The sequence below is a fragment of the Kitasatospora sp. NEAU-CNBT7 genome (assembly GCF_057220535.1).
Genome location: NZ_JBXQQB010000005.1, coordinates 185,638 through 209,076, shown reverse-complemented (window position 1 = coordinate 209,076; position 23,439 = coordinate 185,638). Strand labels below are relative to the sequence as shown.

At 75.5% G+C, this 23,439-nt stretch carries 22 protein-coding genes; 10 read left to right on the top strand and 12 right to left on the bottom strand.

All coding sequences use genetic code 11. The annotated features are described in order from the left end of the window. Both AC2TEW_RS09270 and AC2TEW_RS09265 read left to right on the top strand, forming a co-directional pair. Window positions 1-1,863: a DNA polymerase Y family protein gene (locus AC2TEW_RS09270; RefSeq protein ID WP_484622866.1), complete on the top strand. Its 1,863-nt coding sequence runs from the start codon at window positions 1-3 to the stop codon at window positions 1,861-1,863. Between the two features lie 68 nt (window positions 1,864-1,931). Next, the gene (locus AC2TEW_RS09265; protein WP_484622865.1) at window positions 1,932-5,174 is read left to right on the top strand and encodes an error-prone DNA polymerase; all 3,243 of its coding nucleotides are present in this window, start codon (window positions 1,932-1,934) and stop codon (window positions 5,172-5,174) included. Between the two features lie 20 nt (window positions 5,175-5,194). Here the strand turns inward: AC2TEW_RS09265 and AC2TEW_RS09260 are convergent, their stop codons facing one another. The 5 genes from AC2TEW_RS09260 to AC2TEW_RS09240 form a co-directional block, all read right to left on the bottom strand. After that, complete coding sequence (locus AC2TEW_RS09260; protein ID WP_484622864.1) at window positions 5,195-5,389, bottom strand: hypothetical protein; 195 nt, start codon at window positions 5,387-5,389, stop codon at window positions 5,195-5,197. 195 nt (window positions 5,390-5,584) lie between these two features. After that, the gene (locus AC2TEW_RS09255) at window positions 5,585-6,277 is read right to left on the bottom strand and encodes an aspartate/glutamate racemase family protein (protein WP_484622863.1); all 693 of its coding nucleotides are present in this window, start codon (window positions 6,275-6,277) and stop codon (window positions 5,585-5,587) included. 4 nt (window positions 6,278-6,281) lie between these two features. Continuing rightward, the gene (locus AC2TEW_RS09250) at window positions 6,282-6,974 is read right to left on the bottom strand and encodes a hypothetical protein (RefSeq protein WP_484622862.1); all 693 of its coding nucleotides are present in this window, start codon (window positions 6,972-6,974) and stop codon (window positions 6,282-6,284) included. Next, window positions 6,961-8,226, bottom strand: a complete 1,266-nt coding sequence (locus AC2TEW_RS09245) for a hydroxymethylglutaryl-CoA lyase-like TIM-barrel protein (RefSeq protein WP_484622861.1) — start codon at window positions 8,224-8,226, stop codon at window positions 6,961-6,963. The genes AC2TEW_RS09250 and AC2TEW_RS09245 overlap by 14 nt, the downstream gene beginning before the upstream one ends. 113 nt (window positions 8,227-8,339) lie before the next feature. Further along, window positions 8,340-9,122 carry a TIGR03084 family metal-binding protein gene (locus tag AC2TEW_RS09240; RefSeq protein WP_484622860.1) on the bottom strand — a complete coding sequence of 261 codons (783 nt, stop codon included), beginning with the start codon at window positions 9,120-9,122 and terminating at the stop codon, window positions 8,340-8,342. A 76-nt stretch (window positions 9,123-9,198) separates the two neighbouring features. Here AC2TEW_RS09240 and AC2TEW_RS09235 point away from each other — a divergent pair, with 76 nt between their 5' ends. Next, window positions 9,199-9,933 (top strand): helix-turn-helix transcriptional regulator, encoded by a 735-nt coding sequence (locus AC2TEW_RS09235; protein WP_484622859.1) that lies wholly within the window; start codon window positions 9,199-9,201, stop codon window positions 9,931-9,933. A gap of 14 nt (window positions 9,934-9,947) precedes the next feature. Here AC2TEW_RS09235 and AC2TEW_RS09230 read toward each other — a convergent pair whose 3' ends face one another. Both AC2TEW_RS09230 and AC2TEW_RS09225 read right to left on the bottom strand, forming a co-directional pair. Further along, window positions 9,948-11,480, bottom strand: coding sequence for an AMP-binding protein (locus AC2TEW_RS09230; RefSeq protein ID WP_484622858.1), 1,533 nt, complete (start codon window positions 11,478-11,480; stop codon window positions 9,948-9,950). A gap of 112 nt (window positions 11,481-11,592) precedes the next feature. Beyond that, window positions 11,593-12,378: a dioxygenase family protein gene (locus tag AC2TEW_RS09225; RefSeq protein WP_484622857.1), complete on the bottom strand. Its 786-nt coding sequence runs from the start codon at window positions 12,376-12,378 to the stop codon at window positions 11,593-11,595. Window positions 12,379-12,504: 126 nt separating this feature from the next. On the opposite strand from AC2TEW_RS09225, the gene AC2TEW_RS09220 reads away from it, so the two are divergent. Both AC2TEW_RS09220 and AC2TEW_RS09215 read left to right on the top strand, forming a co-directional pair. Continuing rightward, window positions 12,505-12,969, top strand: a complete 465-nt coding sequence (locus AC2TEW_RS09220) for a MarR family winged helix-turn-helix transcriptional regulator (protein ID WP_484622856.1) — start codon at window positions 12,505-12,507, stop codon at window positions 12,967-12,969. 138 nt (window positions 12,970-13,107) lie between these two features. Continuing rightward, the gene (locus AC2TEW_RS09215) at window positions 13,108-13,620 is read left to right on the top strand and encodes a protein-tyrosine phosphatase family protein (protein ID WP_484622855.1); all 513 of its coding nucleotides are present in this window, start codon (window positions 13,108-13,110) and stop codon (window positions 13,618-13,620) included. A gap of 36 nt (window positions 13,621-13,656) precedes the next feature. Here AC2TEW_RS09215 and AC2TEW_RS09210 read toward each other — a convergent pair whose 3' ends face one another. Beyond that, entirely contained in the window at window positions 13,657-15,204 is a 1,548-nt protein-coding gene (locus AC2TEW_RS09210) for a PucR family transcriptional regulator (protein ID WP_484622854.1), read from the bottom strand. A gap of 394 nt (window positions 15,205-15,598) precedes the next feature. Here AC2TEW_RS09210 and AC2TEW_RS09205 point away from each other — a divergent pair, with 394 nt between their 5' ends. Then, entirely contained in the window at window positions 15,599-16,057 is a 459-nt protein-coding gene (locus AC2TEW_RS09205; protein ID WP_484622853.1) for a molybdopterin-dependent oxidoreductase, read from the top strand. Between the two features lie 142 nt (window positions 16,058-16,199). Further along, window positions 16,200-16,724 carry a GNAT family N-acetyltransferase gene (locus tag AC2TEW_RS09200; protein ID WP_484622852.1) on the top strand — a complete coding sequence of 175 codons (525 nt, stop codon included), beginning with the start codon at window positions 16,200-16,202 and terminating at the stop codon, window positions 16,722-16,724. 57 nt (window positions 16,725-16,781) lie between these two features. Here AC2TEW_RS09200 and AC2TEW_RS09195 read toward each other — a convergent pair whose 3' ends face one another. Next, entirely contained in the window at window positions 16,782-17,201 is a 420-nt protein-coding gene (locus tag AC2TEW_RS09195; RefSeq protein ID WP_484622851.1) for a TOBE domain-containing protein, read from the bottom strand. A 236-nt stretch (window positions 17,202-17,437) separates the two neighbouring features. On the opposite strand from AC2TEW_RS09195, the gene AC2TEW_RS09190 reads away from it, so the two are divergent. After that, window positions 17,438-18,199 carry a pirin family protein gene (locus AC2TEW_RS09190; RefSeq protein ID WP_484622850.1) on the top strand — a complete coding sequence of 254 codons (762 nt, stop codon included), beginning with the start codon at window positions 17,438-17,440 and terminating at the stop codon, window positions 18,197-18,199. 28 nt (window positions 18,200-18,227) lie between these two features. Here the strand turns inward: AC2TEW_RS09190 and AC2TEW_RS09185 are convergent, their stop codons facing one another. Both AC2TEW_RS09185 and AC2TEW_RS09180 read right to left on the bottom strand, forming a co-directional pair. After that, the gene (locus AC2TEW_RS09185; RefSeq protein WP_484622849.1) at window positions 18,228-19,664 is read right to left on the bottom strand and encodes a dihydrolipoyl dehydrogenase family protein; all 1,437 of its coding nucleotides are present in this window, start codon (window positions 19,662-19,664) and stop codon (window positions 18,228-18,230) included. A gap of 74 nt (window positions 19,665-19,738) precedes the next feature. Continuing rightward, window positions 19,739-21,259: an APC family permease gene (locus AC2TEW_RS09180; protein ID WP_484622848.1), complete on the bottom strand. Its 1,521-nt coding sequence runs from the start codon at window positions 21,257-21,259 to the stop codon at window positions 19,739-19,741. 138 nt (window positions 21,260-21,397) lie between these two features. On the opposite strand from AC2TEW_RS09180, the gene AC2TEW_RS09175 reads away from it, so the two are divergent. Further along, window positions 21,398-22,030: a TetR/AcrR family transcriptional regulator C-terminal domain-containing protein gene (locus AC2TEW_RS09175; protein WP_484622847.1), complete on the top strand. Its 633-nt coding sequence runs from the start codon at window positions 21,398-21,400 to the stop codon at window positions 22,028-22,030. 131 nt (window positions 22,031-22,161) lie between these two features. Here AC2TEW_RS09175 and trxA read toward each other — a convergent pair whose 3' ends face one another. Then, window positions 22,162-22,551: a thioredoxin gene (gene trxA / locus AC2TEW_RS09170; protein WP_484622846.1), complete on the bottom strand. Its 390-nt coding sequence runs from the start codon at window positions 22,549-22,551 to the stop codon at window positions 22,162-22,164. A 202-nt stretch (window positions 22,552-22,753) separates the two neighbouring features. Between trxA and AC2TEW_RS09165 the strand changes: the two genes are divergently transcribed. Beyond that, the gene (locus AC2TEW_RS09165; RefSeq protein WP_484622845.1) at window positions 22,754-23,332 is read left to right on the top strand and encodes a hypothetical protein; all 579 of its coding nucleotides are present in this window, start codon (window positions 22,754-22,756) and stop codon (window positions 23,330-23,332) included. Window positions 23,333-23,439: the final 107 nt, after the last annotated feature.

The window sequence follows — 23,439 nt, the reverse complement described above, 5'->3', positions numbered from 1 at the left end:
ATGACCGGTACGCAGCAGGTCACGGCCGGGGGGCGGGAACCGGGAGCGCCCCGGGTCCTGGTGGTGTGGTGCCCGGACTGGCCGGTGGTCGCCACCGCCCCGGACACCGGTGACGACGGCCCGGTGGCGGTGGTCGAGGCGGGCAAGGTGCTGGCGTGTTCGGACGGGGCCCGGACCGCCGGGGTGCGGCGCGGACAGCGGCTCAGGCTCGCCCAGCGGCTCTGCCCCGGGCTCCGGCTGCGGGACCGGGACCCCCAGGCCGAGACCCGCCGGTTCGAACCGGTGATCGCCGCGGTGGCGGCCTTCACCCCCCGGGTCGAGGTGCTGCGTCCGGGCATGTGCGCGATCCCGGTGAAGGGCCCGGGCCGCTACTTCGGCGGGGAGGAGTCCCTGGCGGCCCAGGTGCACGCGGCGGTGGCGGCCACCCTGGCCCGCGGCTGGGAGGAGCCCGCCCGCGGCCCGGAGCCCCCGGCCCCCGTTCGAACACCCGGCCCCGAGCCCGAGCCCGAGCCCGTCCGCCCCGAGCGCCCCGTCGAGCCCGGCCCCGCCGAGCCCGAAGCTGTCGGGCCCGGCCCGGGACCCGTGGGTCCGGGACCCGTCGGCCCGGGCGCCGGGCAGACCGTCGGCCCGCCGCCGCGCAGCCACGTCGGCGTTGCGGACGGCCTGTTCGCGGCCGCGCTCGCGGCCCGGGCCGGGGTACTGGTCCCGGACGGGCGGACCGCCGAGTTCCTGGCCCCGTACCCGGTGGCGGCGCTCGGCGACGCGGACCTGGCCGAGCTGCTGACCCGGCTCGGGATCGGGACCGCCGGGGCCTTCGCCGCGCTGCCCGCCGCCGCCGTGGCCGACCGCTTCGGCCCGACCGGCACGGCCGCGCACCGGCTGGCCCGGGGGCTGGAGGCCCGCCCGCTGGCACCCCGGCCCGAGGGGCTCGACCTCACCGCCGAGCAGCTGTTCGACCCGCCGGAGCGGCTGGCGGAACCGCTGGTGTTCGTCGCCAGGGGACTGGCCGAGCAGTTGCACGCCCGGCTCGGCGCGGCCGGCCTGGCCTGCCGCCGGGTCTCGGTCGAGGTGAGCTGCGCCGACGGCACGTCGGCGGCCCGGCTCTGGCGGCACGAGGGCCGGCTGTCCGCGGCCGCCCTCGCCGAACGGGTCCGCTGGCAGCTGCAGGCCTGGCAGTCGGCAGGGACCTTCGGGGACGACGCCGTGACCTCCGGGTTCACCGCGCTGCGGCTGGTCCCCGACGAACTGGTGCCCGACCGGGGCCGGCAGCTGGCGCTGTGGGGCCAGGCCGTCGCCGAGGACCGGGTGGAACGGGCCGTCGCCCGGGTGCAGTCGCTGCTCGGGTACGCGGGGCTGCGCCGGGTCGACCCGGCCGGCGGCCGGGGCCCGGCCGACCAGGTGGCCCGCACCCCCTGGGGCGAGGCACCCCCGCCCGGCACCTCCCCACCGGCTGCCCGCCCGACCGGCACCCCCGGCCCCGGCGCCACCAGCACCACCCGCACCACCCGCACCTCCGGCACCAACGGCCCCGGCGCGCCCGCACCCTGGCCGGGCCGGCTGGAGGACCCCTCACCCACCGTGGTGCCGCGCACCCCCGTACCGGTGGAGGTGCTGGACGCGGCCGGACAGCCGGTCACGGTCAGCGGCCGGGCCGAGGTGTCCGCCGCACCGGCCCGGCTGCGCCTGGCCGGCCGCCCCCTCCCGGTGACCGCCTGGACCGGCCCCTGGCCGGCCGTCGAGTACTGGTGGGACCAGGCCCGGGCGCGGCGCCGGGCCCGCTTCCAGATCGAGGTCGCGGACGGCCGGGCGCTGCTGCTCACCGTGGAGGGCGGGCGCTGGTACCTGGAGGGCGCCTACGACTGACATCCGCCCGCTGCCGGGGGGCGAGCGGCACCGGACCACCCCGAGACGACGACGGAGCACCACCCGCGATGGGATTCACCAGCCACCCCACGCTCCCCTGGAGCGAACTGCAGCGCCGGATGACCGGCGCGGCCGACGGCAACGTCCTGCCGCTGCGCCGCCCAGCACCGGGCCCGCAGCCGTCCGCCCCGCCACCCGCCCCGCCGCCGCAGGCAGGGCACCGCCCCGGGGACACCGTCCCGTGGGCCGAACTGCACACCCACTCCGCCTTCAGCTTCCTGGACGGTGCCAGCGACCCCGAGGCGCTGGCCGAGGAGGCGGTCCGGCTCGGGATCGAGACCCTCGGCCTGACCGACCACGACGGTCTGTACGGGGTGGTCCGGCTGGCCGCCGCCGCGAAGGGGACCGGCCTGGCCACGGTCTTCGGGGCCGAACTCTCGCTGGGCCCGGACGAACACCTGCTGGTGCTCGCCCGCGACCCCGAGGGGTACCGCCGGCTCTCCGCCGTGATCAGCGCCGCCCAGCTCAGGGGCGGCGCCAAGAACCGCCCCGCGTACCGGGCCGACGAGCTCGCCGAGGCGCACGGCGGGCACTGGGCGGTCCTCAGCGGCTGCCGCAAGGGCCGGGTCCGCCGCGCGCTGGCCGGGACCGGCGAGGACGCGGCCGAACGCGAACTGCGCGCGCTGGCCGAGACCTTCGGCCGGGACAACGTCTTCGTCGAGCTGACCGACCAGCGGCTGCCCGGCGACGACCCGCGCAACGACCGGCTGGCCGCCCTCGCCGCCCGGACCGGACTTCCGGCCGTCGCCTCCAACAACGTCCACCACGCCGCCCCCGCCCAGGCCCGGCTGGCCCAGAGCCTGGCCGCCCTGCACGACCGCCGCACCCTCCAGGACGCGGCCGGCTGGACCTTCGCCGCCGGCACCGCCCACCTGCGCTCCGGCCGCGAGATGGCCGCCCGGCTGGCCCGCTTCCCGGGCGTCCGGGAGGCCACCGCCGAACTCGGCCGGGCCTGCGCGTTCGACTTCGGCGGCCTGAAACCCGAACTCCCCGGCTTCCCCGTCCCCGACGGCGGCACCGAGGCCGGCCACCTGCGCGACCTGGTGGCCGCCGCCGGACCGGCGCGCTTCGGCGCGGGCAACCGGCCCGCCCTCCGGCAGCTGGCCCGCGAGCTCGACGTGATCGAAGAGCTCGACCTGGCCGGGTACTTCCTGATCGTCCACGACATCGTCGAGTTCTGCCGCGAGCAGGACATCTGGTGCCAGGGCCGCGGCTCGGCCGCCAACTCCGCCGTCTGCTACGCCCTCGGGATCACCGCCGTCGACCCGGTCCACTACGGCCTGCTGTTCGAACGCTTCCTCAGCCTGGAACGCGACGGCCCGCCCGACATCGACCTCGACATCGAGAACCGCCGCCGCGAGGAGGTCATCCAGTACGTCTACCGCCGCTACGGGCGCGAGCACGCCGCCCAGGTCGCCAACGTGATCACCTACCGCCCCCGGCTGGCCCTGCGCGACGCGGCCCGGGTGCTCGGCTACCCGATGGGCCAGGTCGAGGCCTTCACCCGGCAGGTCGACTTCCACTCCACCCCCGCCCCGGACGCCGTCATCCCCGCCGACGTGCTCGACCTCGGGCAGCAACTGCACGGCCTGCCCAGACACCTGGGCATCCACTCCGGCGGGATGGTGCTCACCCGGGAGCCGATCGGCGAGGTCTGCCCGGTCGAGTGGGCCCGGATGCCGGGCCGCTCGGTGCTCCAGTGGGACAAGGAGTCCACCGCCGGCGCCGGCCTGGTCAAGATCGACCTGCTCGGCCTCGGCATGCTCGCCGCCCTGCACGACGCCTGCGACCTGATCGCCGAGCACCACGGCGACCGCTACGACCTGGCCGGCGTCCCGCCCGACGACCCGCAGGTGTACGAGATGCTCTGCCGGGCCGACACGGTCGGCCTGTTCCAGGTCGAGTCACGCGCCCAGATGGCCACCCTGCCCCGGCTGCGCCCGCGCGAGTTCTACGACCTGGTGGTCGAGGTCGCGCTGATCCGCCCCGGCCCGATCCAGGGCGGCTCGGTCCACCCGTACCTGCGCCGCCGGGACGGCGTGGAGGCCGCCGACTGCCCGCACCCGCTGATGGAGAAGTCCCTCGGCAAGACCCTCGGGGTGCCGCTGTTCCAGGAGCAGATGATGCAGCTCGCCATCGACTGCGCCGGGTTCAGCCCCGCCGAGGCCGACCGGCTGCGCCAGGCGATGGGCGCCAAACGCTCCCACCAGCGGGTCGCCGAACTGCGCACCCGGCTGCTGGCGGGGATGGCCGCGCGCGGCATCCCGCCGGAGGTCGCCGAGGACGTCTACACCAAGATCGAGGCCTTCTCCAACTACGGCTTCCCGGAGTCGCACGCGATCAGCTTCGCCCACCTGGTCTACATCAGCGCCTGGCTCAAGTACCACTACCCGGCCGCGTTCACCTGCGCCCTGCTGGCCAACCAGCCGATGGGCTTCTACTCGCCGCTCAGCCTGATCGCCGACGTCCGCCGGCACGGCGTGCGGGTGCGCGGGGTCGACGTCAACGCCAGTGCGGCCGGGCCGACCCTGGAACCCGGGCCGGAGCCCTCCGCCCCGCCGCCGCTCACCGCGGGCAAACCGCAGCCCGCGATCCGGCTCGGCCTGGGGACCGTCCGGGGGCTCGGCCCGGCGCAGGCCGAGGCGGTCGCCGCCGGGCAGCCGTACGCGGACCTGGAGGACTTCGCCCGCCGCAGCGCGCTGTCCGCGCCGCTGCTGGAGGCGCTGGCCACCGCCGGCGCCTTCGGCTGCTTCGGACTGGGCCGGCGTCAGGCCCTGTGGCTGGCCGGGGTGTACGCCGCCACCGACCCGGGCACCATCCCCGGCACCGCGCCCGGCGGCACCGCGCCCGCGCTGCCCGCGATGACCCCGGTCGAGGAGACCATCGCCGACCTGTGGGCCACCGGTGCGTCCGCCACCAGCCACCCGATGCAGCACCTGCGGGCCGTCCTGCACCGGGCCGGCGCGCTCACCGCCGCCGAACTGCACGCCGCCGCTCCGCACACCCAGGTGATGGTGGGCGGTCTGGTGACGCACCGCCAGCGGCCTCCCACGGCGGGCGGAGTGCTCTTCCTCAGCCTGGAGGACGAGACCGGCCTGATCAACGTGATCTGCAGCCGCCCGGTCTGGGAGTCCCAGCGCCGCACCGCCCTCGACCGCGCCGGGCTGCTGGTGCACGGCCAGGTCGAACGCGACCACGGCGCCACCAACCTGGTGGCCACCCGGCTGGTCCCGCTGTGGATCGGGGCGTGAACGGCCGCGGGCGGGGGCCGTCAGCGGGCGTTCCAGTGGGCCGCCTGGGCGAGGCTCAGCAGCATGCCGTTGACGGTCGGGGCCACCCCGGTGGAGGCCAGCAGGAAGCCGAACGCGACGGCGACCAGCGCGGTGGGGACGGTGGACCGCTGGGCACGGAGCAGGAAGACGAGCAGGACACCGAAGAAGACGACGGCGGAGATCGAGACGATCATGGGCGGTCCTTCCTTGGTACGGTCGGTCCCCGGGTTTCTCACCGGCGCACGCCGTGTCACACCCCGACGGCCCGCGCACCACTCCGGTGGACCAGTCCCACCGCCCCGCGCCCGGCGCGCGGCCGGGCCGAGGCGGCGCGTCCGCCCCGGCCCGCGCCGCAGGCGGCTCCCGGACCCCGGTACCCCCCGTCCCCGTCAGTCCGCCAGCGCGCGCTCCACGGCGGCCCGGGCGTGCAGGCTGGTGGTCGGGAACACCGGCACCGGGCTGTGCTCCGGCCCGATCAGCAGCTCGATCTCGGTGCAGCCCAGCACGATGCCCTCCGCCCCGGCCGCCACCAGGTCCGCGATCACCCGCCGGTACGCGTCCCTGGACTCCTCCCGGACGATGCCCCGGCACAGCTCCTCGTAGATCACCCGGTGCACCTCGGCCCGGCCGGCCGCGTCCGGGACCAGCACCTCGAGGCCGTGGCCGGCCAGCCGGTCCCGGTAGAAGTCCTGCTCCATGGTGAACGCCGTACCCAGCAGCCCGACCCTCCGCGGCCCGGCCGCCAGCACCGCCTCGGCGGTGGTGTCCGCCAGGTGCAGCAGCGGCACCGACACCGCCGCCGCGACCTGGCCGGCCACCTTGTGCATGGTGTTGGTGCAGATCAGCAGCAGGTCCGCGCCGGCCGCCTCCAGCGACTTCGCGGCCCCGGCGAGCACCTCGCCCGCCTCCTCCCACCGCCCGGCCGCCTGCAGCCGCTCGATCTCCGCGAAGTCGACCGAGTACAGCACGCACTTCGCCGAGTGCAGGCCGCCCAGGCGCTCCCGCGTCAGCACGTTCAGCAGGCGGTAGTACTCCGCCGTGGATTCCCAGCTCATGCCGCCGAGCAGCCCGATCGTCTTCATCGGGTCACTCTGGCACACCCGCCCGGCCCTGCCCGAGGCCGGCCGCCGGGCCGCCCAGCCACCGCAGGTAGGCGGCCGGGTCGGGGCCGTGCGCCGCGTCCTGCGCGCCCCGCCGGACGAGCTCCGGCCGTCCGTCCGCGGCGATCCGCAGCATGGTGGTCGCGGCGTGCGGGCGGCCGGGGTCGCGCAGTGCGTCGCCGTCGAGCACCGGGGCGTGGTCTCCGAACATCGCCGCGGCCTCGGCGGCGGTCGCGGCCGGGGACCGGCCGGTGCGGTTGGCGCTGCTGACGTACAGCCGGGGGTGGTCCGCGAGCAGTCCGGCCAGCGGCGCCCACCGGGCACCGAACAGCAGGGCGTGGCCGTCGCGGACGGCCGGGGCGATCCAGCCGGGCGCCGCGGCGCCCGCGCGCAGCGGGACGAGCAGTGTCACCAGGTGGCGGCGCAGCAGCAGGGTGGCCGACCGGACGGCCCCGGGCGCCAGGTCGAGGGCCGGCACCAGGTCCTGCCAGGCGGTGTCGGCGTGCACCCAGGCGGCGACCTCCTGCTCCGCCGGACGTCCCTTGGCGGCGTTCACGGTGTGCGGGGCACCGGCCGCGACGACGTACGTCAACGGGCTCGGGTTGGGCAGGATGGCGGCGCGGCCACCGGCCAGGGCGCGGCGGACGGCGGCGGCGCCGGGCAGGTCAGGGTCGGGCATCGGGGGCGGCTCCGGTCGGTCGGCGGGCGGCGGTCAGGCCGTCCAGGTAGGCGGCGAAGTCGGCATCCGGGACGACGGCCCGGTTGTCCCGGTAGGCGCGGTCCTTCACCCAGGCCAGGGCGGCCGCGGTCGCCTCCCGGTCGAGCCGGTGACCGAGGCGGTCGGCCACGGCCCGGACCACCCGCCCGCTGGCGAGCTGGGTGAGGACCACGGTCGGCCGTACGCCGAGCAGGCGTTCCGGGTCGTACGGCTGGAAGGTCGCGGGGTGGGTGAACGGCGTGCCGGTGGAGATGGTGCCCACGCCGGTGCCCACGATCGGGGTGGTGACCGTGAGGGGGACACCGGTCTCGGCCGAGACCATCCGGGCGATGCCCGGCAGCCGGGTCAGGTCGGGGGTGCTCCACCAGGGCCGGCAACCGGTGCCGAGGACCGCCTCGGCCTTGGCGGGGTCGTGGGCGAGCAGGAAGAGCAGCTGCTCGGTCGCCACCATCCCGCTGCGTTCGGCCATCCCGAGCCAGGAGCAGGCCGCGACCCGTACCCCGCTCTCCAGCGCGGCGAGGGTGTTGGCGAGGCCCAGGCCGAGGTCGTTGTGCAGGTGGGAGACCAGTACCGGGTCCGGGCCGGCCCCGGCCGCCACCCGGGCGAACAGCGCGCGGGCCCGGCCGGGCAGCAGGTCCCCGACGGTGTCGGCCAGCACCACCGTCCCGGCGCCCGCGGCGGTCATCGTCCCCGCGTACGCGGCGACCAGGCCGGGGTCCGCCCGCGGCGCGTCGACCAGGCAGACGTCCACGGCCACCCCGTCGGCCCGGTCGACCGCCGACTTGACCAGGTCGAGACCGTCGGCCAGCGCCTCCCGCGCACCGCGGTGCACCAGCGCCCGGGCGGTCGCCTCCGAGGCGGCGACGATCACCATCACCCGGGCGTGCGCCGCGCCCCGCACCGCCGACAGCGCCAGCCGGACGTCCTGCTCGGTGCCCCGGCAGACCGCCGACGGGCTCACCGACCCCTCGGCCTCCAGCGCGACCCGCCGGGTCGCCTCGTACTCCTGGGCGCACACCGACGGGAAGCCGGCCGCGAACACCACGTGCCGGGGCCCGTCCGCACCGAACACCGCGCCCTGTGCGCGGGCCAGGCGCACCCGGAACTCCGCGCTCATCAGGGTCTTGGCCTGCGCGCCGTCGCGCGCCGACTCCTCGAACAGCACCATCCGGCCGGCCCGGGCCGACTCCCGCACCACGTCGATCCCCGACATCCGTGCCACCCTCCGCCCGGGTGGGCCTGCGGGCGCCACCGAGTGATCAGTCGGAGACGGAGCGTAGAGCAGTCGGGGCGGGACCGGCGAACCGGGTGGGCGCCGAGGGTCCGTCACCCCTGTGGTGCGCGCCCCGCGCCGGGCGGGCCGGCGAAGGTCTGGGCGACCGGCAGCCAGGCGCGGGCGGTCGGGCCGACGGCGGTGAGCGCCAGGTCGTCCGGGTGGCGCCGCTGGGTGACCAGCAGGCAGAAGTCCAGCGCCGGGCCGCTGATCCGGTCCGCCGCGTCCGGCGGCCCCCAGGTCCACGGTTCGCCGGAGGGCGTGACCAGCTCGACCCGGACCGGCCGGTCCGCGGGCAGGCCGTGCAGCGACAGCGCGAACCCCATGGTGCGCACCCCGAGGTGGGCGACGTGCCGCAGCCGGTCGCCCGGCTCCCGGACGACGCCGAGGGCGTCCGCGACGTCCTGTCCGTGCGCCCAGGTCTCCATCAGCCGGGCGGTGGCCATCGACGGCGCCTTCATCGGCGGCCCGAACCACGGCAGCTTGACGTCGGCGGGCACCCGGGCCAGTGCGGCGGCCAGCCGCTCGCGGCCGTCCCGCCAGCGGCCGAGCAGCTTCGCCGGGTCCTCGCCGACGCCTTCGGCGGCGCCCTCGTCGACGGCGTCGTAGCCGGCCGTGAACCCGCGCTGCACGGCCGGTCCGAACTCCTCGGGGTCGGTGGCCGCCAGCAGCGACCAGCGGTCCGTCCAGGCGAGGTGGGAGAGCTGGTGCGCGATGGTCCAGCCGACGGCCGGGGTCGGGGTGGCCAGCCCGTCCGCGTCGAGTCCGGCGACCAGTGCGTCGAGTTCGGTGCTCTCCGCCCGCAGGTCGGCCAGCAGGGTGTCCAGCGGTGTCATCCCGGGTGCTCCTCGGTGGGTGGGTGGATGGTCCGCGGGACTCCCCAACTCCCGTGACCCGTGTGACAATCGCCCGGTGACCGCGGCGATGGAGTCCATTCCTACCCGGGCGTGCGAGGTCGACGCCCGGGCCGCCGAACTGGTCCGGCAGGCCGTGCTCGGTGATCTGGCCCGGCGGGTGGTCGACGAGTGCGGCGCCGACGTCGGCCTGGTCGGTGTCCCGGACCGGCCCGAGCGGCCGGGCCGGATGGTCCTGCGGCACTGGTCCGGGACCAGGGCCGAGCTGCTGCACGGCCTGGACGTGCCGGTCGGCACCGGGCTCGGCGGCCGTGCGCTGGCCGAGCTGACACCCACCTGGGTGCCCGACTACCGGGCCGCCACCACCATTTCGCACCAGTACGACGCCGCCGTCTGCGCCGAGGACCTGTACACCATGCTGACCGTGCCGCTGGTGCAGGGCCGGGCCGTGCACGGCGTGGTGTACGCCTCGCTGCGGGCGGTGGTCCCGCTCGGTGACGTGCGGATCGGTGCGGTCGCCCGGCTGGCGGCCGCGGCCACCCGGGCGCTGGCCGGGGCCGCCGCGTGGTGCGAGGCCCCGGACCCGGTGGTGGTGCCGGTCCGGCTGACGCCGCGCGAGCGGGAGGTGATCCGGTGGGCGGCGACCGGCCGGACCAACCCGGAGATCGCCGGCCACCTCGGTCTGACCAGCAACACCGTCACCGGCTACCTGAAGAGCGCCATGCACAAGCTCGGCGTCCGCAACCGGGTCGAACTCGCCCTCGCCGCCCGCGACGTCGGCCTGGCCGGCTGACCGCCGGCCCGGCCTCAGTTGACCTGGCGGTCGCGCCCCTGCCAGTACGGTTCGCGCAGCCGGAACTTCTGCAGCTTGCCGGTGGCCGTCCGGGCGAGCGAGTCCCGGATCTCCACCGAGGTGGGCGCCTTGTAGCCGGCCAGCCGCTGCTTGCAGTGCGCGATCAGCTCGGCCTCGTCCGCGGTCCGGCCCTCGCGGAGCACCACCAGGGCCTTGACCGTCTCGCCCCACTTCTCGTCGGGCACGCCGATCACCGCGGCCTCGGCGACCGCCGGGTGGCCGTAGAGGCAGTCCTCCACCTCGATCGAGGAGACGTTCTCCCCGCCGGAGATGATGACGTCCTTCTTGCGGTCCGAGATGGACAGATAGCCGTCGGTCAGGGTGCCGCCGTCGCCGGTGTGGAACCAGCCGTCGCGGATCGCCTCGCGGGTGGCGTCGGGCTGCTGCCAGTAGCCCTCCAGGACGACGTTGGAGCGCACCAGCACCTCGCCCTGGCCGTCCACCCGCACCTGGCTGCCGAGCGCGGGCGCGCCCGCCTGGACCAGCCGCTCGGCCCGTTCGGCGGGCGGCAGGTCGTCCCACTCGGCCCGGGTGCGGTTGGCCGTCACCAGCGGGGAGGTCTCGGTCAGCCCGTAGATCTGCATGAACTCCCAGCCCAGCTCGCTCTCGATGCGCTGCACCATCGAGGTGGGCGGGGGAGCGCCGGCCACGATCATCCGCACCCGGTCCCGGCCGGGGACCGGTCCGTCCCACTCCGCCGCCGCGTCCAGCACCATCGCGGCCACCGCGGGCGCCCCGGACAGGAAGGTCACCCCGTGCCGTTCGACCCGCCGCAGGATCTCCGCGCCGTCCACCTTGCGCAGCACCACGTGCCGGGCGCCGAGCCCGGTCAGGGCGAACGGCATGCCCCAGCCGTTGGCGTGGAACATCGGCAGGGTGTGCAGGTAGACGTCGCGGTCGCTCGCGCCGAAGTGCAGGCCCATCAGGACGGCGTTGAGCCAGAGGTTGCGGTGCGTCAGCTGGACGCCCTTGGGGCGCGCGGTCGTCCCGCTGGTGTAGTTGATCGTCGCGGTGTCCGACTCGGCGACCTGGTACGGGACCGGTTCCCGGTCGAAGTCGTACAGCAGGGCGTCGCTCTGCGCGCCCAGCACGAAGCGGTGCCGGACCGCGATCCCGCTCAGCGCCTCGTCCAGCTCCGGGTCGACCAGCAGGACGGACGCGCCGCTCTGCTCGACGATGTACGCGACCTCCTCCGCCTTCAGCCGGAAGTTGACCGGTACCAGCACCCGGCCGTAGCCGCTCACCCCGAACAGCGAGGTCATCAGGCGGGCCGAGTTGTGCGACACGATCGCCACCCGCTCGCCCGGGCCCACCCCGAGCCGGTCCAGCCCGGCGGCCTGGGCGCGGGCCAGTTCGGCCGTCCGACGGTAGGTGACCTCGCCCCAGGAGGCGGCCGGCTGGTCGGGTTCGTCGACGATCCCGACCCGGTCGCCGTAGACCTGCTCGGCGCGGTGGAGGAAGTCCAGCACGGAGAGTGGAGTCTGCATGCCGTCACTCTGCCCGTCCGGTCCGGGCCGCGGACACCCCCGATCGGGGGTATGACCCGAAGGGACCACTCGCCCGGCCGCCGGGCCCGCCCCTGCGGTCCGTCCGGGCCGCTCAGCCGCCGAGCTGGACCGAGCGCTTCGCCAGGCCCATCCAGAAGCCGTCGATCACGCTGCGCTGGCTGCCGAGGTCGGCCTCGCCGGCGCCGAGGGTGACGAAGAGCGGGGCGAAGTGCTCGGTGCGCGGGTGGGCGAGGCGCCCGGCGGGGGCCTTGTGCTCGAAGTCGAGCAGCGCGTCGAGGTCCTGGGCGTCGAGGGCGCGGCGGCCCCAGTCGTCGAACTCCGCCATCACCGAGGTGACCCGGCCGTCCGTGCTGAGCGCCCGCAGGTTGTGGGTGAAGAAGCCGCTGCCGACGATCAGCACGCCCTCGTCGCGCAGCGGGGCGAGTCGGCGGCCGATCTCCATCAGCCGCCGCGGGTCGAGGGTCGGCAGCGAGAGCTGCAGCACCGGGACGTCCGCCGCCGGGAACATCTCCACCAGCGGCACGTACGCGCCGTGGTCCAGGCCCCGGTCGGGGATGTCCTGGACGGGGGTGCCGGCGGTGCGCAGCAGTTTGCGGACGCTGTCGGCGAGCGCGGGGGCGCCGGGGGCGGCGTAGGTCACCCGGTAGTACCGCTCGGGGAAGCCCCAGAAGTCGTACACCAGCGGGGTGGCCGTGGTGGCGCCGAGCGCGAGCGGGGCCTCCTCCCAGTGGGCGGAGACCATCAGGACGGCCGTCGGCCGGGGGAGGGCGGCCGACCAGGCGGCCAGCTGGCCGGGCCACAGGGGGTCGTCGGCGAGCGGCGGCGCGCCGTGCGAGAGGTAGAGCGCGGGCATGCGCCCGGGGGTGGCGGTGCTCATCGGGGTTCTCCTCCGGCGGTGGCGGGGCGGCGGGCGGTGGTTCCGCGTCCGATGGTTCAAATTTGAACCTTATGGTCCCGAAGGTACACCCGAGTTCGAATTTGAACAACAGAGTACGATGCAGTCATGGACGAACCCCGATGGCTGAACGAGCGCGAGATGGCCGCCTGGCGCGGGTTCGTCGCGGCCACCAACCTGGTCGCCCGCCACCTCGAACGCCAGCTCAAGGAGGACGCCGGACTCTCGCACACGCAGTACGAGATCCTGGTCCAGCTCTCCGCCGCCCCCGGCGGGTCCCTGCGGATGACCGACCTCGCCGACCGGCTGGTCACCTCCAAGAGCGGCCTGACCTACCAGGTCACCCAGCTGGAGAAGGCCGGGCTGGTCGGCCGCCGGTCCTGCGCCAGCGACGTCCGCGGCGTCTTCGCGGAGATCACCGACGCCGGCTGGGAGACGCTGCGGGCCGCCGCCCCCGGCCACGTCGCCGCGGTCCGCGAGGCCCTGATCGACGTCCTCACCCCCGACCAGCTCGCCGCCCTCGCCGACAGCCTCGGCACCGTCACCGACCGGCTGCGCTCCACCGACCGCTGACCCGGCCCGCGCCCACCTCCCCGGCCCCGTACGGGCCTTGCGGCGTGCCCCGCCGGGAACCAGGGTGGTCACCGCGGCGTTGACCCCGGCGGACGGCCCGTCACCACGGGCGACCCGCGGCGAGAGGGCGGACGGACCATGAGGACCCGGCAGCGAGACCGCGACATCCAGCCGCCCCGGGCACCGTGGAGCGAGATCCGGCCCGGCCTGTGGATGGGCGGCCACTACTGGTTCGACCCGGCGGGCGAGATGCGGCCGGTCGTGGTCGAGGACGAGTTCGACCTGGTGCTCAGCCTGTTCGTCCGGCCCGGCCACGGGCCCGCCCCCGGGGTCGAGCACCACCTCGGCGAGATGCCCGACGCACCGCTCGGCTCACGCGAGCTGGCCCGGGTGCGCGAACTCGCGGCGCTCGCCGCCGACGCCGTCCGGGGCGGCCGCACCACCCTGGTGCGCTGCCACTCCGGCTACAACCGCTCGGGCCTGGTGGCCGCCGAGACCCTGCGCCTGCTCGGCCACGGCGTCCCCGAGGCGGTCGGCCTGGTCCGGCGCGGCCGCTCGCCCTGGGCCCTGAACAACGAGGTGTTCGTGCAGTACCTGGAGGTCGGCCTGGACATCGCCGCCCTCCTCACCGGCCTGGAGGAACCGGTCTGACGCACCGCCGGCCCCCGGCGCCCGCCGCCGGGCGGCTCAGCGGGCCGGCGCCGGCGGCGCGCACAGCAGCGCGGCCCGCAGGTCCATCCGGTCCTCCAGTCGCGCCAGGCTGCGCCCGGTCAGCTCCTCGATCCGGCGGATCCGGTAGTGCACCGTGTTGACGTGGATGTGCAGCGCCTCGGCGGTCCGCGACCAGGAGCCGTCGTGGTCGAGGAAGGTGCCCAGGGTGCCCAGCAGCGACACGCCGTTCTGCCGGTCGTGCTCGGCCAGCGGGGCCAGCAGCCGGGCGTGGAACGCGGCCGTGACCTCCGCCGGGATACCCCGCAACAGGGCCGCCAGCGAGCCGAGTTCGCCACTGCTGCCGACCGCGCCGCCGACCCGCGAGTCCAGCGCGTACCCGGCCTGCACCAGCGCCCCGCGCAGCGCGCCGGCCTCCGGCGGCACGCACGGGCCCACGCCCGCCCGCAGCAGCTGCCGGGCCGTCAGCCTGGCCTGCATGGCCGGCCAGGCCTCCCGCAGCGCGGCGGTCACCCGGTCCGCGGGCGCCGCCACCAGGCCGACCGCGCCGACCGTCCCGTGCGCCCCGGCCGGGCCGCCCTGGCCCACCGGGACCTGCCCGGCCGCGCCCCCCGGGTCGCCCGGCCCGTACGGCGCCGCCGCGAACGGCGCCCCCAGCCGGTGCAGGGCGTCCGCGAGCGCGGCCGCCGCCCACACCGTCGAGCCGCCCTCGATCCGGACCGTGACCGGGGTCAGCGGCGCACCGTCCGGCAGCCCGCAGGCGCCGAGCGTGTCGGCCAGCCCCGGACCGTCGTGCTGCAGCAGGTCCAGCACCCGCGCGGCGGTCTGCCGCTGGGCGGCGGCGGTGGCCCGGGCCCGGGTGGCGAGCGGTGCCAGCAGGTCGGCCAGGCCGTGCAGCACGGTCGCCGCGGCGGGCGTCGGCTCGGTGTGCGGCTGCAGCACCCAGCCGTCGAACGGCGAGTCGCCGGGCGGGCCGACCTGGACACTGGCCCGGCTCCCGCCGCCCTCCGCCGAGGCCGCCAGGACCCGGCCGCCACCGGTGAGGATCGAGCAGTCGGGCAGTCCGAGCCGGGCCACCGCGTGGCCGAGCAGGCCGGTCAGCGGCGCGTCGGAGTGCATCATCCCGACCAGCTCCCGGCGGACCGCGTCCGGCACCGCCGCCACCCCCTGCGAGCGGGCCTGCAGATCACCCCACAGCCGCAGGTAGATCCGGTCCGTGACGGCCCGGAAACTGGTGCCGGGCGGCACCGAGAGCAGCGGTATGCCGTGCGTGCGGCAGGCGCTCACCAGCGCCTCGGGCACGGTGCCGTGGGTGCCCTCGCCGGCCAGCAGCCCGGCCACCTCGGCGCTGCGCAGCGAGGTCGCGAAGCGGACCGCGGCGGCGGCGTCGCCGGGGCGCCACCACACCAGGCCGGTCAGCACCAGCTCGCCGGGCTGCAGGTAGCGGGCCGGGTCCTGGAGGTCGGTGGAGGTCACGCCGGTGACCTGGCGGCCCAGCAGCTCGGGGGTGGCCCAGGCGACACCGATGTGCAGGCTGTCCAGCTCCAGCAGATCCCCGACGATCATGTCTCGCTCCTTGTGCTCCGCGCCGGACCCGTCCACCGCCTCCCATGGCGAAAGCGAGGGGCAGGTGCGCACAGGCATCGTAAATGCAAGGTAGCAAGGTGCAGCGACACCTTGTTCGATCATCCAGGGAACCCCCTGTGACCTGGTGCTCGGCACCAGTCGTCCGGCCAGTTGCGCCGGTGCTTGAATCGGGGCACCGGCCCCTCGGGGGTGCGTCCGGACCCCTCACCGGACCGTTCGCCCGAGGGCCGGTCGAGGCAGCGGTTGCCAGGCTGCCGGGTGGTTCTTCATCGCAGCTGCGAGTGAAAGTTCACCCACACACGGGTACCCGCGTGCGCACCCGGGTACCTCCCCTCCCGGGCCGCAGCGGTGCGGCCCGGGAGGGAACGCGCCGATGAGCAGTCCTGCCGCAGCCCCCAACCGCCCGGCCACCGTCCATCTGCACGGCAGCCTCGCCGAGCCGCTCCGGCTGACCGTCGCCGAGCTGCGCGAGCTGCCCTCCCACCGGATCGAGGTCAGCTTCGACTGCCTCGGCAGCGGCGTCCGGCGCCACGGCTTCGAAGGCCCCATGCTCTGGGACGTGCTGCGGGCCGCCCGGCCGCGGATCGACTTCACCGGCCGCAAGCAGCGGCTCGGCTTCCTGCTCACCGTCACCGGGGCGGACGGCCACCGGGCCGTGCTGTCCTGGGCGGAGATCGACCCGGACTTCGGCGGGCAGCAGATCCTGCTGGCCACCAGCATCGACGGCGCCCCGCTCGACCGGACCGGCCCGCAGCTGGTGGTCCCCTCGGACCACTGCGGCGCCCGCTACATCAGCGGCATCACCGAGGTCTGGGTCGGCCCGCTGGCGTGAGCGGCCCCCGGCCCGGCCGACGCCCGGCGGGCCCGCCGGCAAGCCGGTTGAGCGCGGGAGCCGCCCGGTGTTGGGTGGCCCGGACGACCGGCACCTCCGCGGCCCCGCGGGCACCCGCCGGACCGAACCCCGAGGAGGGCCCGTGATACCGGGAGAGCTGGTGCGGCTGCGCCCGATGGAACCGTCGGACGCCGAGGCGCTGTGGCGCTGGAACAGCGACCCGGAGGTGATGCGCTGGATGCAGGACGGCTACCGCCAGACCCTCGCCCGGGTCGCCGCCTCGCTGGCCGAGCGTGCCCGCAACAGCTTTCAGGACGTCCTCTACGGCGTCGAGGCCGCGGCCGACGCCCGCCTGCTCGGCCTGGTGCGCCTGCACGGCGCCGAACCGGAGACCGGGATCGCCGAGATCGACGTCTACCTCGGCGAGAAGGACGCCTGGGGGCAGGGCTACGCCCAGGACGCGATGCGCACCATGTGCCGGTACGGCTTTCAGCAGATGCGGCTGCACAAGATCCAGCTGACCGTGGTCACCGAGAACCACGCCGCGGTCCACCTCTACGGGAAGCTGGGCTTCGTGCGGGAGGGCCGGCTGCGCCAGGTCTTCCGCCGGGACGGCGAGTGGTACGACATGTTCACCATGGGCCTGCTGGCGGGCGAACTGCGCTGAGGCGGTCGCCCCAGCCGGTACCGCCGCCGTGCGGCGGTACCGGGCGGGGGAAGGGCGTCAGGCGGAGGCGAGCGAGACCTCGGTCGACTTGATCAGCGCCACCACCGGGGAGCCGGCCCGCAGGCCGAGCTCGTCGGCGGCGTCGGCGGTGATCGCGGCGGTCAGCTCGGCGCCCTCGACCGAGACCTTCACCCCGGCCATCGCCCCGCCCTTGGCCACCTCGGTGACGGTGCCGGCCAGCTGGTTGCGGATGCTGACGCCGCTGACCCGGGCGGTCGCCAGGGCGACCTCGGTGGACTTCACCAGGGCCCGCACCGCGCTCCCGGTGTGCAGGTCGAGGTCCTTGACGGCGTCCACGGTGATCGCGGCGGTCAGCTCCTGCCCGCCGGCCACGGCCACCTTCACGGTGGCCATCACGGCGCCGGCGGAGATGGCGGTGACGGTGCCGGGGATCTGGTTGCGGATGCTCAGGCTCATGCCGTGCCTCGATTTCGTCGCTGGGAAAGTCGGGTGAACCGGTGTTTCCGGACGTGCCACCGCCACTGTAGGCAGGGACGGAGCCGCAGTTCGGCGCCGGTTCGCAGATGCCGGGCCGGGTCCGGCCCGGGGCTGGCGGATGCGACGCGGGATCATCCGGGCGGCCGTGGGAATGACTCGGCCGCCGCTTTAGTTTAGGATTCAACAAGAGCAACGGAACACCGGAGGAGATCCAGATGGCTGCCACGATCGACCTGCGCCGCGCCGACGAGCGCTTCCACACCAGGACCGGGTGGCTGGACTCCCACCACTCGTTCTCCTTCTCGCGGCACTGGGACCCGGCCAACACCCACTTCGGGCTGCTGCTGGTCTCCAACGACGACGTGGTGGCGCCCGGCACCGGCTTCGACACCCACCCGCACCGCGACATGGAGATCGTCACCTGGGTGCTGGACGGCGCCCTGGTGCACCAGGACTCCGAGGGTCACAACGGCATCGTCTACCCGGGCCTGGCCCAGCGGATGAGCGCCGGCACCGGCATCCTGCACAGCGAGAAGAACGACTCCTGGACCCTCGACGGCTCGCCCGAGCACCGCAACCCGGTGCGCTTCGTCCAGATGTGGACCATCCCGGACGCGGCCGGCACGGTGCCCGGCTACGAGCAGCTGGACATCAACGACCAGCTGGCCCGCGGCGGTTGGACCACCCTGGCGTCCGGCATGCCCAAGCACTCCGCCCAGCGGGCGATCGGCATCCGGCAGAAGCACGCCGCGCTGCACGTCGCCCGGGTCAGGGCCGGCGAGACGCTGGAACTGGCCACCGCGCCGTTCGTCCACCTGTACGTGGCGCGCGGGGAGCTGTCCGTCGAGGGCGCGGGCCTGCTGGGGGAGGGCGACGCGCTGCGGATCACCGGGGCCGAGGGCCAGCGGGTGACCGCCGGTCCCGAGGGCGCGGAGGTGCTCCAGTGGGAGATGGACGCCGCGGTGCAGCTGGGCTGACCCGGCGCGCCGGGACCGGGACCGCTCGTCAGTCCTGGTCCCGGTAGCCCTCCAGCAGGCGCAGCCACACCTCGCTGACGGTGGGGAACGACGGCACCGCGTGCCAGAGCCGCTCCAGGGGCACCTCGCCGACCACGGCGACGGTCGCCGAGTGCAGCAGTTCGGCCACCGCGGGGCCGACGAAGGTCATGCCGACCACCACGCCGCGCGCCCGGTCGACCACCATCCGGGCCCGGCCGGTGTACCCGTCCGCGTACAGCGAGGCGCCCGCCACCGCGCCGAGGTCGTGGTCGACGGTGCGGACGTCCATCCCGCGCCGGGCCGCCTCGGCCGCGGTCAGTCCGACCGCGGCGGCCTCCGGCTCGGTGAACACGACCTGCGGCGGGCCGGCCGTGTCGGCCGCCGCGGTGTGCGCGCCCCAGCGCCCGGTGTCGGTCCGTTCGCCGCGGGCCCGGGCGACGATCGCCGCGCCGCAGATCCGGGCCTGGTACTTGCCCTGGTGGGTCATCAGCGCCCGCCGGTTGACGTCACCGGCCGCGTACAGCCAGCCGCCGGGCACCCCCTCGACCAGGCAGCCGTCGTCCACGGCCAGCCAGCCGCCGGGCTCGAGGCCGACCGTCTCCAGCCCGAGGTCGCCGGTGTTGGGGGTCCGTCCGACGGCGTACAGCACCTCGTCGGCGGTGAGCGACCCGCCGTCGCCGAGCCGCAGTTCGGCGGCTCCGTCGACCCGGCGGACCGCGGTGACCACGGTCCCGGTGCGGACGTCCACCCCCGCGGCGCGCAGCCCGTCCGCGACCAGCTCGCCGGCGAACGGCTCCATCCGGCCCAGCAGCCCGCCGCCGCGTACCAGCAGGGTGACGCGGGCGCCCAGCGCGTTCCAGGCGGTCGCCATCTCCACCGCGACCACGCCGCCGCCGATCACCGCGAGCCGTCCGGGTACCCGCTCGGCGCTGGTCGCGTCCCGGCTGGTCCAGGGCCGGGCGTCGGCGAGGCCGGGGACCTCGGGCAGTGCGGCGCGGGTGCCGGTGCAGACCGCGACGGCGTGCCGGGCGGTCAGCAGCCGGTCGCCGACCCGCACCGCCCGCTCGCCCGCCAGCCGGCCGTGGCCGCGGACCAGTTCGATCCCGGCCGAGCGGAGCCAGGCGACCTGGTCGTCGTCCTTCCACTCGTCGGCGGCGTCGTCCCGCCGGGTGAGCACGGCCGCCGCGTCCAGCGGGCCCGGGTCGGCCACCCCGGCCACCGCGCGGGCGTGGGCGAGCGCGCTGCCCGGGCGCAGCAGTGCCTTGCTGGGCATGCACGCCCAGTACGAGCACTCGCCGCCGACCAGTTCGCCCTCCACCAGGACCGTCCGCAGCCCGGCGGCGGCGGTCCGGTCGGCGAGGTTCTCACCGGCCGGACCGCCGCCGAGGACCACCACGTCGTACTCGTCGGCCTGTGCCGCCACCGACCCGGCCTGTGCGGACATCTGCGCTCCCTCGACGTCGGACCCCGGACCCCGCCTTCATCCTGCGTCGGGGTGCCGCCCCGGGCGAGCGGGCGTCAGAGCACGGCGGGCGCGAGCTCGTCGGTGCCGGGACGCTCCGCGGCGGCGTCCCGCATCAGCCGCTGCGGGCGGCGTACCAGCAGGTAGCCGGTCCCGATCAGGGTCACCACGCCGGTGCCCAGCAGCGCGGCCCAGATCTGGTACCAGGGGGCGCCGGGCGGTGTCAGGATGGCGCGCGGCCAGCAGATGTTCAGCACCTCCAGGCCGGTCCACAGCACCGCGAGCGCGTTCAGCGGGGTGCCCCAGCGGCCGTACGAGACGGCGCCGGCCGGGCGCCAGGTGCCGCGCAGCCGGGCGATCAGGGCGGCCAGGCTGAGCAGGAAGAACGGCAGGAAGGTGGCGGCGGTGCCGAAGGTGATCAGGCTGCCGATCGCGGTGGACTCCAGGCCCAGCGGCAGGGCGGCGGCGCTGATCAGGGTGGCGGCGACCAGGCCGCCGATCGGGGCCTTGTGCCGGTTGACCTTGCGGACCCGGGACGCGAACGGGAAGACGCCGTCGCGGGCGAGCGAGTAGAGGCCGCGGGCGGCGCCGCCCTGTGAGGCCATCAGGCAGGCGGTGAAGCTGACCAGCACCACCACCACGAAGGGCTTGTCGGCCCAGGAGCCGAAGCCGGCGGTGACGGCGGTGGTCACCGGGTCGAGGTCGCTCCCGGCGACCACGGCGGCGGGGTCGGGGTGGGCGAGCACCACCGAGACGGCGTTCAGGATCACGGCCGCGCCGACGCTCAGCAGGGCCCAGCGCATCGCGCGCGGCACCTGGCGGGCGGCGTCCTTGGTCTCCTCGGCGGTGGACACGCAGGCGTCGAAGCCTATGAAGGCCCACCCGCCGACCGCGACCACGGCGAGGAAGGACATCAGGCCGCCGGTGCCGGTGGCGGCGGGCGCGTCGAGGGTGTCGGTCAGCAGTCCGAGGCCGTGCTCCCGGTGGAACAGCACCAGCGCGAGGCCGACCAGCACCGAGGCGACGGCCTCGGCGGCGATGCCGAGCGAGACGATCCGCCGCAGCAGGTTGATCCCGTACGCGTTGACCAGGGTGCAGACGAGCAGGAAGGCCGCGGACACCAGCACCAGCCGGGCCGGCGTCGGGGTGGCGCCGAACAGTGCGAAGAACCAGGGCGCGGCCAGGTACGCCACCGTGGTGTTGGCGAACATCACCGCGAACTGCCACATCCAGCCGGTCATCCAGGCGAACGACGGTGAGGCCAGCCGGCGGCTCCACTGGTACGCGCCGCCGGCCAGCGGCCACTGGGACGCCAGCTCGGAGTAGACGCAGACCACCAGCAGCTGTCCGAGCAGGCAGATCGGCAGGGCCCACACCCAGGCGCCGCCGAACACGCCCATGCCGACCTGGGCGACCGCGTAGAGGCCGACCACGGGGGAGACGACGGCGAAGCCCATCGAGATGTTGCCGAGCACGCCGAGGCTGCGCCGCAGCTCCTGCCGGTAACCGAGGGCGGCCAACTGGTCGCGGTCGGCCGCCGGGTTCGGGGCGTGCGCGCTGGGAGGGTTCTCGGTCATGTCCGGGCCACCTTGCCGTCGACTAAAACTAACTTTGTTAGTCGGGGACGGTAGCGGCTCCACGCGGGGGAGGGAAGAGGCCGACACCAGGATGTAACGTGACCGCGTCGACGGAAGCGGCGGAAGGACGGGCGGGGCGTGGGGCGACCGAGCAGGACACTGCTGAGCAGGGAGATCATCGCCAGGGCCGCCCTGGAGGTGACCGACGAACACGGCCCCGACGGCCTCACCATGCGGGCCCTCGCCGACCGCCTCGGCGTGAAGGCGGCCTCGCTCTACAACCACGTCACCGGCAAGGACGAGCTCCTGGACGCCCTCGCCGAACTCGTCAACGAGGAGATCGACCTCACCCCGCTGGCCCGCACCGACTGGCCGGCGGGCCTGGCCGAGTACGCCCGCGGCTACCGCGCGGTGTTCCTGCGCCACCCCAACACCATCGCACTGCTCGCCCGCCGCCGGGTCGAGGCCGGCCGCCAGCTGCTCACCTACGACACCCTGCTCGCCGCGCTCACCCGGGCCGGTCTCACCCCCGCCGACGCGGCCGAGGCCGCCGCCGCACTGGACTACCTGGTGCTCGGCTCGGCCCTGGAGACCTTCAGCGCCGGCTTCACCCGCGAGGGCGCCGCCTACCGCCCGCGCTACCCGGCACTGGCCGGCGCCCTGGAGGCCGCCGCCGACCGCGGCCCCGGCCTCGACGACCGCGGATTCGAGCTGGCCCTGCGGCTGCTGCTGGACGGACTCGCGGCCCGCGCCGCCGCCTCCCGCCCCTGATCCGTCCCGCCCCTCCCACCGCTCCCGCGCCTGCGGCCCGGGCCCGGGAACGCCCGAGCGGCGGAGGCCGGCTCTCGCCCCGGCCTCCGCCGCTCCGTCCTACCCGGGGTACCCCGGTACCCGGCCCCCGGTCAGCCCTGCGCCTCGGCCTGCGCCTTCTGCTCCGCCACGTTGGCGTGCACCTCGGCCATGTCCAGCTTGCGGGCCTGCGCGATCAGGTCCTCCAGCGCGGGCTCCGGCAGCGCCCCGGCCTGCGCGAAGACCAGCACGCCCTCCCGGATGATGGCCAGGGTCGGGATCGACTGGATGTCGAAGGCCGCCGCCAGCTCCTGCTGCGCCTCGGTGTCCACCTTGGCGAAGGTCAGGTCGCTGTGCCGCTCCGCCGCGCGCTCGTACACCGGCGCGAACATCCGGCAGGGGCCGCACCAGCCCGCCCAGAAGTCGATGAGGACGAACTCCTTGCCCTCGGCCCCTTGGACCAGCTCGTCGAAGTTGTCCTTGGTCAGTTCGACCGTGCTCATCGGTTTCTCCCTGCCCTTCGGTAGTGACTCGGTGGCGTCAACGGAGAGCCTGCCCGGTCTATTCCGAAAAAACTTTCCGACCCGTTGAACACGGACCCCGAATCGCTCGTATCCCTGGATGAGCGGGCACCGGGACAGGTGCCCCCGGGGGCACCACAGCCGCCCGAATCCTCAATCCGAAACGCCACGTGGGGGAATTGCCATGCCCAAGTTCAGCCGCACCGCCGCTCTCGCCGTCGCCTCGTTCGCCGTCGTCGGGCTCGTCACCGCCTGCGACCCGGAGACCTCCGGGTCGGGCAGCTCGTACGGCTCGTCCGCCCCCGCCCCCGCCGCCTCGTCGGGCGGCGCGCAGAACCCCGCGCCGGCGGACGGCGGCAAGAGCGCGCTGCAGACCGCCACCTCGGCCACCCTCGGCACGATCGTCACCGACGGCGCCGGCTTCACCCTGTACCGCTTCGACAAGGACACCGCCAAGCCGCCGATGTCCAACTGCAACGGCGCCTGCGCGACCACCTGGCCGCCCGCCGTCGCCACCGACACCCCGCAGCTCAAGGGCATCGACGCCAAGCTGGTCGGTACCGTCACCCGGGCCGACGGCAGCAAGCAGCTGACCCTGAACGGCTGGCCGCTGTACCGCTACGCGCCCGACACCAAGCCCGGCGACACCAAGGGCCAGGGTGTCGGCGGCACCTGGTTCGCCTCCACCGCGACCGGCGGGAAGGCCGCCGCGGCCGCCGCTGCCCCCAGCCCCGGCGCGAGCGACTCCGGCTACGGCTACTGAACCACCGGCCCACCGGCCCAGCGGCCTACTGACCCACTGGCCGGGGGCGGGGGTGGGGGCGGGGGGGAGGGCCCACCCCACTCCTGTGGGTGGAAAGGAAGAAACTG

What these genes read in the sequence shown, in the direction of transcription:
- AC2TEW_RS09205 (WP_484622853.1), top strand. Translation starts at nt 15,599, where the DNA reads ATGAGCAGTCCTGCCGCAGCCCCCAACCGCCCGGCCACCGTCCATCTG.
- AC2TEW_RS09260 (WP_484622864.1), bottom strand. Translation starts at nt 5,389, where the DNA reads ATGATCGTCTCGATCTCCGCCGTCGTCTTCTTCGGTGTCCTGCTCGTC.
- AC2TEW_RS09240 (WP_484622860.1), bottom strand. Translation starts at nt 9,122, where the DNA reads ATGACACCGCTGGACACCCTGCTGGCCGACCTGCGGGCGGAGAGCACC.
- AC2TEW_RS09265 (WP_484622865.1), top strand. Translation starts at nt 1,932, where the DNA reads ATGGGATTCACCAGCCACCCCACGCTCCCCTGGAGCGAACTGCAGCGC.
- trxA (WP_484622846.1), bottom strand. Translation starts at nt 22,551, where the DNA reads ATGAGCACGGTCGAACTGACCAAGGACAACTTCGACGAGCTGGTCCAA.
- AC2TEW_RS09180 (WP_484622848.1), bottom strand. Translation starts at nt 21,259, where the DNA reads ATGACCGAGAACCCTCCCAGCGCGCACGCCCCGAACCCGGCGGCCGAC.
- AC2TEW_RS09165 (WP_484622845.1), top strand. Translation starts at nt 22,754, where the DNA reads ATGCCCAAGTTCAGCCGCACCGCCGCTCTCGCCGTCGCCTCGTTCGCC.
- AC2TEW_RS09215 (WP_484622855.1), top strand. Translation starts at nt 13,108, where the DNA reads ATGAGGACCCGGCAGCGAGACCGCGACATCCAGCCGCCCCGGGCACCG.
- AC2TEW_RS09225 (WP_484622857.1), bottom strand. Translation starts at nt 12,378, where the DNA reads ATGAGCACCGCCACCCCCGGGCGCATGCCCGCGCTCTACCTCTCGCAC.
- AC2TEW_RS09245 (WP_484622861.1), bottom strand. Translation starts at nt 8,226, where the DNA reads ATGTCGGGGATCGACGTGGTGCGGGAGTCGGCCCGGGCCGGCCGGATG.
- AC2TEW_RS09195 (WP_484622851.1), bottom strand. Translation starts at nt 17,201, where the DNA reads ATGAGCCTGAGCATCCGCAACCAGATCCCCGGCACCGTCACCGCCATC.
- AC2TEW_RS09210 (WP_484622854.1), bottom strand. Translation starts at nt 15,204, where the DNA reads ATGATCGTCGGGGATCTGCTGGAGCTGGACAGCCTGCACATCGGTGTC.
- AC2TEW_RS09185 (WP_484622849.1), bottom strand. Translation starts at nt 19,664, where the DNA reads ATGTCCGCACAGGCCGGGTCGGTGGCGGCACAGGCCGACGAGTACGAC.
- AC2TEW_RS09250 (WP_484622862.1), bottom strand. Translation starts at nt 6,974, where the DNA reads ATGCCCGACCCTGACCTGCCCGGCGCCGCCGCCGTCCGCCGCGCCCTG.
- AC2TEW_RS09230 (WP_484622858.1), bottom strand. Translation starts at nt 11,480, where the DNA reads ATGCAGACTCCACTCTCCGTGCTGGACTTCCTCCACCGCGCCGAGCAG.
- AC2TEW_RS09220 (WP_484622856.1), top strand. Translation starts at nt 12,505, where the DNA reads ATGGACGAACCCCGATGGCTGAACGAGCGCGAGATGGCCGCCTGGCGC.
- AC2TEW_RS09270 (WP_484622866.1), top strand. Translation starts at nt 1, where the DNA reads ATGACCGGTACGCAGCAGGTCACGGCCGGGGGGCGGGAACCGGGAGCG.
- AC2TEW_RS09255 (WP_484622863.1), bottom strand. Translation starts at nt 6,277, where the DNA reads ATGAAGACGATCGGGCTGCTCGGCGGCATGAGCTGGGAATCCACGGCG.
- AC2TEW_RS09190 (WP_484622850.1), top strand. Translation starts at nt 17,438, where the DNA reads ATGGCTGCCACGATCGACCTGCGCCGCGCCGACGAGCGCTTCCACACC.